Below are 8,515 nucleotides of genomic sequence, written 5' to 3'. Positions count from 1 at the left end.
CTCAGCATTGGGCTGGAAAAGCCCTGTCGCATTCGAAAGGAAAGTGGCTTAAACGAGCACTTGGGGCGGCACAAAAACGGGACAGGTCCACCAAGGCGTGGAGATGAGACAGAAACCCGGAGCCAAGCGGAGCCACGGCGAGAAAGATGTCAAAGACAACCATCGGCAGTGGAGAAATATGAGCGGCGCAGCAGTGCCAAGCCAACCGAGCAGGAGTTGGCCTGACTTCGTGATAAACAGTTGTCGCGGTGAGTATCTTCTCGCGCTTTTCGCGTATCGTTTTATTGACGCAACGTCGATTCAGTTGTTGTGGCCATTAAGAAGTTTACGCAAACGTAAGAAGCGATTTGATTTTTCGACTAATCGCTCAAAAAGTGACGTCAGACGGCGTTTTCTTCCCCCTTACGTGTCAGTTTGCAACTCTTACATGCGCTCAGTCGCTGCGGGTTGGCACTCACAGTAAGTGATCCTTGAGCCCTCCTTACCAGCGCGGATCGGATCAGACCCGCAGCGGCTCTATTCAAGTCGTAGTTCCTCTCGCCAGGGCATGGGATGCCAATCAATGCCCGACACGTGCCATTTCTTTTGAAACGCTGGTTCGAGTCGCAATTGAACAGGCGCAGTTCGGGATAAGAACTGCGCCTGTTCATGGTCAAACCCGAAAACCGCGCGTTTAAGCGGCGACCCACATCTTCAACGGTGCGCGGAAATCCATCAGGTCAAAGCCCTTGTGATCGTCAACCCAACCGCTGATCCGATCTGAAGTCGCACCGACAAAGTCGTTGAACATCGGACAGATCAGACCACCATCATCACGGATCAACGCTGAGGCTTCTGCGTACATTTCCTTGCGCTTCGCATCATCGAGTTCGGCGCGCGCTGCGATGACGATTTGATCGAAACGCTCGTTGAAGAACCGGGTGTCGTTCCAATCCGCTGTGGACAAATATGCTGTGGACAGCATTTGGTCCTGAACCGGACGGCCACCCCAGTAACTGGTGCAGAAAGGTTGCTTGTTCCAAACTTCAGACCAGTAGCCGTCATTGGGCTCGCGCTTCACATCCAGCGTTATGCCCGCGGCAGCTGCGGACTGCTGGAACAACGCAGCCGCATCCAATGCGCCGGGGAACGAATTCTCGGACGACCGAAGCGTGACCGGCCCGCTATGACCCGATTTCTTGAAGTGGAACGCCGCCTTGTCCGGGTCGTATTCGCGCTGTTCGAACTCAGTTGCGAGGGGATAAGAGCTGTTGATGGGTGTGTCATTGCCCACAGAGCCGTAGCCGAAGAGGATCTTGTCCACCATTTCCTGACGATTGATGGCGTATTTCAAGGCCATACGCAGATCATGGTTGTCGAACGGCGCGGTATTGACGTGCATGATAAACACGTAATGACCTGCGCCAGACGTAGAGCGCACCGTGATACCGGGCGCGCGGTCAACAAGACGTGCAGTACGGGGCGGCACACGGTCAATCATATCGACCTGACCAGATTGCAGCGCCGCGACTCGTGCGGTGTTGTCGTTGATGACAATCACTTCGATCGTGCCGGCATGACCAATCGTGTCATCCCAATGGTTGGGGTTGTGTTCAGCCACGAAACGCACACCCATATCGGCGGCTTTCAAAACATAAGGACCGGTGCCAATTGCAGCAGCTGGGTCCTCTTTACCGCCACCAGGCTGAATGACGAGGTGATAATCCGAAAGCAGATATGGAAGGTCCGCATTGGGCGCTTCCAGCTCGACGATGAACAGGTCGCCATCCGTTCGCATATTTGCGATACCACGCAACAAGCCCAACGCCCCGGATTTGGTCTCTTCGTTCGAGTGTCGGTCAATGGTCTGTAGAACATCCTCGGCAGTGACGGGCTGACCGTTTGAGAAGGTGATGCCGTCTCGTATCTTGAACGTCCACGTTTTTGCGTCGGCAGAAGCCTCAAAGCTTTCTGCGACCTTGGGCTCAAGGCCGCCATCAGGTGCAAGCGTCAAGAGCGTCTCACCCCAAAGGCGGGCGACCATATTAGCGGTTGAGTTTGCGGCGGTCGCAGGATCAAGGCTGTCGGTTGTGCCGCCGCCCTGGATGCCAACGCGAATGGTGCCACCTTTTTGTGGACCAGCGGCTTTGACCGCTGACGACATCGCCAGATTGGCTGTTGCAGCAGCCAGCCCCAAGGCGGACGCCTTCCCAAGAAATTCACGGCGGGGCATTTTGCCAAGCGCTGCCTGTTTTGCCAGATATTTGATATGTTCGTTCATGGTGACTTCCCCGTTGTCGTTTGAGAGCTCAGATTTGATTAGTAGGTTGCAAGTGACACTCCGCCTGCATCCGCAGCTGGCGGAAAGTGTCGTGACAATTTTTCAATGATCTCGTCACGCGTGCTGCGGTATTCTTCTTTGAAGAAGAGATTGACGTGTTCACCCGGATCGTTGCGAAGATCGAACATCTCTCCCCAGTCTGCGTTTTGAGGATAGATTGTGACACGCCATTCGTCTGTCATTACCGTCTGGTTGTAAGTGTCCATGCGCGTACGTGGGTGATATTCGGCAAAAAACTCGCGACGCCCCGGGCCATCTGCCTGCGTCATCAGGTGAGCGAAAGAGACCCCTTCGGTCGGCTGATGCTCCAGCTCCAAAAAATCCTGCAACGTCGCGCGCAGATCCAGATGACTTGTTGTCCCGTGACGTTCGCCAAGCTCGATCCCCGGACCTGCAGCGATCAGCGGTACGTGCAAAAGCGATCTGTAGGGGCTGGGGCCTTTTCGGATAAGCCCGTGATCACCCAACAACTCGCCATGATCCGAGGTGAAAATGACAATGGTGTCTTCAAGGAGACCTTGATGCTCCGCCTGTGCCATGATCCGGCCGACGCAAGCGTCAATCATCGAAATCATTCCATTGGTATACGCGATCGCACGGCGAATTGAATCGTCCGAGAAGCTCGATGTTGTCTGCAAAAAACCCTGTTCTCGCGGTGGTCCCGGATCGCGCAGGAAGTCCACATAGCTTTTACCTTTTTCCTCATCATCGCCGTCGCGCAGGAAAGACGGCATCGCTGACAGCTCATCAGGCACATATGAGGGCATTGGCATGTCCGCCGGATCGTACATGTCGCACCATGGCGCAGGGGGGGAAAAAGGATGGTGCGGATCGGGAAAGGAAACAAACAGAAAGAACGGGTCTGACCCGTCATTTTCGGTCAGGAACTCGCAGGCCCGATCTGTGATCCAAGAGTTGTAATGCAAGTCGAAAGGGATGGCCGATTTCCAAACTTCGTCAATATCCCCACATTGCGGTTCAAGCGCGTTTTCCGGGAGATAGAGCTCGGCCGCTCCCGGCGCGACAGATTCCAGCCAACGGGCATAATGCCCACCCTTTGTGGCACTAACGGATTCTCCAATCAGAATGTCGACCGCGTCGAACCCGTAAAAGGGGCCGCACCATCCCTCACTTTCCGGTAAGTCCCAAAAGGCGTTTGAATCCGGCATAAGATGCTCTGGCCCGGCCAGAATAGGTTGGAAGTGGAATTTCCCAACCCCATGGGTCTTGTACCCCATGGCCTGAAAGTCATGGGTGATCAGTTTCAGATCCTCAGGCAGGGCAACCCCGTTGCGCGTCAGGCCGTGCGACCTTGCATACTGACCGCTGAACAAAGTGGACCGGCTTGGAGAGCAGATCTGGTGCGGTGTGAAATGCTTGGTAAAGACGGCGCCCCGCTGGGCCAGTGCGTCTATATTCGGTGTCCTGACATGCTTGTTTCCGGTGCAGCCCAGACTGTTCGCGCGTTGCTGGTCCGTCATAATCAAAATGACATTTTTCTTCATTCTTGGCGCTGCCCTCCGAAACAACGGGACAGTACCACAGCGCTTACATTTGAAATAATACTATCTGTTTCGACTGATATTTGTTAATCGAATACCTATGTTCACCCATAACCAACTCAACGTCTTCTCTGCGATCATGCAAACCGGGTCGGTTTCCGCTGCTGGTCGCAGGTTGAATCTGTCACAACCCAGCGTCAGCCGGCTTTTGTCGGATCTGGAGCGGGAGTTTGGCGTTCCTTTGTTTCGTCGCCGAAGTAAGGGTGTGACACCGCTCCCCGAAGCGGAAGAATTCTATCAAGAGGTTAAACGCAATTTTTCGGCCCTTGCGAACTTGAACGAGATCGCCTCTCAGATCGCTCGGAAGGATCGCGGGTCCTTGTCAATTGCCACAATAACCGCCGCCTCATTAGACCTCGTGCCTCAGGCCCTGAGACGGCTGAACATAGCGGAAAAGAACATCCGGATCGATTGGCGGGTACGATCTTCAAACTGGATACTGGACTATGCCCGTTTCGGCGCGATGAGAACAGGCTTCGCCTATGTTTCGCGCTCTCTGAAGCAAATGAACGTCCTGTTTGAGGGAAGCTTACCACATATTTGTTTTGTTCCCGAAGGTCACCCTTTAGCCGCAGGTCAGGGGGAGCTGACACTGGAACAGATGGCGCCCTATCAGATCATCGGGCTGCGCAACGAAGTTGAGAGTGCTTTGTCGCTAAGTGACTTGCTAGAGGGTGAGCGCCCACCGGTGACTGTCGAAACATCTTTAGCTGCACTTACTCTTAGCAAATCCTGCGGTGGGTTGCCTCTCGTGGATGCTTTTACGGTTTTTCATTGGTTGCAAGGGAACAAAGGACGGCCGCGGATCGTAGAGGGCCTTCCTCTCTATCGGTTTGCGGTCGTTGAACCAATTGGCATCAACGCTTCACAGATAGACAGGGATTTTCAGGATTGCCTGATCCAAGAGATCGAACGCGTTGTTTTGTGGACCAAACAACTCGGCTAAAAAACAAAGCGTTCATTGACGTTCAGACTTCTACGGATACACCGGCATTGCGGGACTGTTGCATGCGTTGATGGGTCCCGCTTTTGCCACCGACCAGGATATGCCTCTCGTCCACGCGCCAATCGACACTGGCACGCCGCACGTGTTTCTGGGTCCGCGTTGTGTGCTCCGGCGCAAACTTGGGGCAACGAAGACCAAAATCCAAGGCACTTGCGCGCAGACAGAGGTTAAAGCAAGCAAACACCCTTAAGGGTGAGAATGATTGGACGCTCAAAAAGGCAGCACGCTTCTATGAGTGGGCAACCATAGTCCGAATGACTTCAAGCCAGTTGCACCACTTCACAGAACCACCGCGCGAACCGGCTCACAACGCAATACCCGGCCCGCAACATGCGGATTGGCCGTTCAGCCCTCGATAAAGGAGGGGTTTTTCAACAAAATGGGCTCAAAGCAGCCCTTCTTCCCGCAACAATTCCAGCATATCAGCCTCGGGTCTTGGGCCGATATGGCTGATGACCTCGCGGGCGCAGACGTTGCCGATCCTGGCGCAGGTCTCGTAATCGCGCCCTGTGGCCATTCCATACAGGAACCCCGCAGCGAACTGGTCACCGGCACCTGTTGCGTCTACTGGCACGATCCTCTTGACCGGCACGTCGATGCGCGCGCCTCCGTTCAGGACGGTCACGCCATCACCCGAGCGGGTGCAAACCACCAGCGGGCAAATCTCGGCGGTCTTGATCAGCGCCTCTTCCAGATCGTCGGTTTCAAACAGCGATTTGATTTCGGCCTCGTTGCCGATGACGAAATCCAGCTCATTCTCGATCAACAGCAGGAAATCAACCCGGTGCCGTTCCACGCAGAACGGGTCGGAAATGGCGATCCCGGTCTTGCCGCCGCCCTTGTGGCAGGCGCGCGCGGCCTCAAGAAACGCGGCCTTTCCCTTTTCCTTGTCGAACAGATAGCCCTCAAGGAACATGATCTGGCTGCTTCCGGCGACCTCATCGGGCACGTCATGCGACGACAGTTCCGAGGAGATGCCCAGATAGGTGTTCATCGACCGCTCGCCATCGGGCGAGACAAAGATCATCGAGCGCGAGGTCGGCAATTCCCCGCCCGGAACCGGCGGGTTGACGAAATCGACGCCATCTTCGTTCATCGCATCCGCATAGAACCGGCCCAGCGCATCGTCATGCACCCGCCCGATAAAAGCAGCATCCAGCCCCAGTGCACCTGCGCCCGCAATCGTGTTGGCAACAGACCCGCCCGGTGTCTGTACCCGACCCTCCATCGAGGCATACAGCAGCTCGCCGCGCTCCTGCTCGATCAGCTGCATGATGCCTTTTTCAATGCCCATCAGTTCCAGGAAACTGTCATCGGCCTGCGAGATCACGTCCACAACGGCATTTCCGATACCGGTCAGCTGGTAGGTTTTCATAATGTCTTGTCCTCGAATTGACAGAGATCACGGATGATGCAGGTCGGGCATTGCGGCTTGCGCGCCTTGCAATGGTACCGGCCATGCAGGATCAGCCAGTGATGCGCATGGAGTTGAAAATCGGCGGGGATGTTGTCTTCGATGGCGCGCTCGACCGCGTCCACGTCCTTGCCGGGGCAGATGCCGGTGCGATTGCCGACGCGAAAGATGTGCGTGTCCACAGCCTGCGCCGGCTGCCGCCACCACATGTTCAGCACAACGTTGGCGGTCTTGCGTCCGACACCCGGCAGCGATTGCAGCGCTGCGCGGGAATTTGGGACTTCACCGCCATAGTCTTCGACCAGAATACGGCTCAGCTTGATGACGTTCTTGGCCTTCTGGCGGAACAGGCCGATGGTCTTGATATGCTCGATCAGGCCCTCCTCGCCCAGATCCAGCATCTTTTGCGGCGTATCGGCGATCTTGAACAACTCGCGCGTGGCCTTGTTGACCCCCGCATCGGTTGCCTGCGCCGACAGCGCCACGGCCACGACCAGCGTGTAGACATTCACATGCTCAAGCTCACCCTTGGGTTCGGGGTCGGCTTCCTGAAAGCGCGTAAAGATCTCGCGGATCGTATGATAGTCGAGTTGCTTTGCCATCCGGGCCTTAATGCCGCCCGAGGGGCCGCGACACAAGCCCAAAGCCAATGCGCAAGTTCCGGGTCGCGGCAGCGTGTCGCGCGCGCTATGGTTTGTGTCAGACAACGAGGTGCAACCATGAACGTCCAGACCCCCGAAAGCGGATACCACTACAACGTCATGCGCCGGGCAATCGAGCTGATCGATCAGGGCGGCGAGGGCCTGAGCCTTGATGAGTTGGCCCGCCAGATGGACATGAGCCCGGCCCATTTCCAGCGCCTGTTCTCGCGCTGGACCGGCGTGTCGCCAAAACGGTACCAGCAATACCTGACGCTGGGCCATGCCAAGGCGCTGCTGCGCGAACGGTTCACCACGCTTGAAACCGCCCATAACGTGGGCCTGTCCGGCAGTGGCCGCCTGCATGATCTGTTCCTAAAATGGGAATCCATGAGCCCCGGCGAATATGCCCGCAGAGGCGCGGGTCTGACGATCTACTGGGGCTGGTTCGAATGCCCCTTTGGCCCCGCGCTGGTCATGGGCACCGACAAGGGCATCTGCGGCATCGCCTTCGGGGCTGAAACCGGAGAGAAGACGGCGATGGAGGATATGGTCTCGCGCTGGCCCAACGCGGATTATGTCGAAGATCCGATGCGCCTGCGCCCCTGGGTTCTCAGCGCATTCGGCACGGCCAGCGACCGGTCAGAGCCGACACCGCTCTACCTGATCGGCTCACCCTTGCAGATCAAGGTATGGGAAGCACTGATGCACATCCCGTCGGGGCAGGTGACGACCTATTCCGAGATCGCGCAGCGCGTGGGTTCGCCGCAGGCCGTGCGCGCCGTGGGCACGGCGGTCGGGCGAAACCCGGTCAGTTGGCTGATCCCGTGTCACCGCGCCCTGCGCAAATCCGGGGGGTTGGGCGGCTATCATTGGGGTCTGCCGGTCAAACGGGCCATGCTGGCCTATGAGGCGGCACAGGCCGACGCCTGATTGACAGAAGGCCGGACCGCTGCCAAAAAGCACCGCAGGTTCGGGTCCCCTGCCGTTCGCGGCCATTGGCTTTGGTGAAACCCGGTTGAACAAACATCTGTTGCCCTTTCCCGGCGCGCGGATGGTAATGCGAACCCCGTCCTAAACTCGCGCCCGTTCAAGGAAACGAGGCAAAACATGACACTGTCACAAGACATCGCTCCGCTGGAGGAGCTGAAAGAGCAGGCCAAACGCCTGCGACGGAAACTGCGCGACACCGGCGTTCAGCTGTCGCACGGTCAGGCCCTGGAACTGGTGGCGCATCAACATGGGGTGCGCGACTGGAACACATTGCACGCGATGGCGGGCAACCGGATGCGTTTGTGTGTGGGGGACCGGGTCGAAGGTCGCTACCTGGGCCAGCCGTTCACAGCGGAAATTCGTGGTCTGACCATGTTGGGGGACGGTGCGCACCGCCGGGTGACCCTGCAGTTCGACACGCCCGTCGATGTGGTCCGGTTCGACAGTTTCTCGGCCTATCGCCAGCGCGTGACCGGAGAGATTGGTTGGGACGGTCGTTCCCGTCGCCATACGTCCGACGGGGAACCCCAGCTAGTGGTGCGGCCTGTCTGACATAACACGGGCGAGGCAACCGCGTTGCCT

General features: G+C 57.2%; 7 protein-coding genes and 1 pseudogene. 3 read left to right on the top strand and 5 right to left on the bottom strand.

Annotated features, from left to right (window positions below):
- Positions 1-673: 673 nt before the first annotated feature.
- Both ACR0EK_RS17445 and ACR0EK_RS17440 read right to left on the bottom strand, forming a co-directional pair.
- Positions 674-2,260, bottom strand: a complete 1,587-nt coding sequence (locus ACR0EK_RS17445) for an ABC transporter substrate-binding protein (protein WP_480900797.1) — start codon at positions 2,258-2,260, stop codon at positions 674-676.
- Between the two features lie 38 nt (positions 2,261-2,298).
- Positions 2,299-3,825 (bottom strand): sulfatase family protein, encoded by a 1,527-nt coding sequence (locus ACR0EK_RS17440; RefSeq protein ID WP_480900796.1) that lies wholly within the window; start codon positions 3,823-3,825, stop codon positions 2,299-2,301.
- 97 nt (positions 3,826-3,922) lie between these two features.
- On the opposite strand from ACR0EK_RS17440, the gene ACR0EK_RS17435 reads away from it, so the two are divergent.
- Positions 3,923-4,828 carry a LysR family transcriptional regulator gene (locus ACR0EK_RS17435; RefSeq protein WP_480967982.1) on the top strand — a complete coding sequence of 302 codons (906 nt, stop codon included), beginning with the start codon at positions 3,923-3,925 and terminating at the stop codon, positions 4,826-4,828.
- Positions 4,829-4,910: 82 nt separating this feature from the next.
- Here ACR0EK_RS17435 and ACR0EK_RS17430 read toward each other — a convergent pair.
- From ACR0EK_RS17430 to nth, 3 genes and pseudogenes are all read right to left on the bottom strand, one after another.
- Positions 4,911-5,009: pseudogene (locus ACR0EK_RS17430) on the bottom strand (IS6 family transposase); the annotation flags it as partial.
- 264 nt (positions 5,010-5,273) lie between these two features.
- On the bottom strand, positions 5,274-6,263 hold the full coding sequence (locus ACR0EK_RS17425) for an adenosine kinase (protein ID WP_480482801.1): 990 nt from the start codon (positions 6,261-6,263) through the stop codon (positions 5,274-5,276).
- A complete protein-coding gene (gene nth, locus ACR0EK_RS17420) occupies positions 6,260-6,904 on the bottom strand; it encodes an endonuclease III (RefSeq protein WP_209505105.1) in 645 nt (214 codons plus the stop codon). The genes ACR0EK_RS17425 and nth overlap by 4 nt, the downstream gene beginning before the upstream one ends.
- Before the next feature lie 117 nt (positions 6,905-7,021).
- Here nth and ACR0EK_RS17415 point away from each other — a divergent pair, with 117 nt between their 5' ends.
- Positions 7,022-7,873, top strand: a complete 852-nt coding sequence (locus tag ACR0EK_RS17415) for a bifunctional helix-turn-helix domain-containing protein/methylated-DNA--[protein]-cysteine S-methyltransferase (RefSeq protein ID WP_480900791.1) — start codon at positions 7,022-7,024, stop codon at positions 7,871-7,873.
- A gap of 177 nt (positions 7,874-8,050) precedes the next feature.
- Positions 8,051-8,485, top strand: coding sequence for a glyoxalase superfamily protein (locus tag ACR0EK_RS17410; protein WP_480900789.1), 435 nt, complete (start codon positions 8,051-8,053; stop codon positions 8,483-8,485).
- The last annotated feature ends 30 nt before the right edge of the window (positions 8,486-8,515 follow it).

Source organism: Ruegeria sp. AE4, from assembly GCF_056542185.1.
Note: the sequence above shows the minus strand (reverse complement) of the source record. Positions and strands in the feature narration are given on the sequence as shown.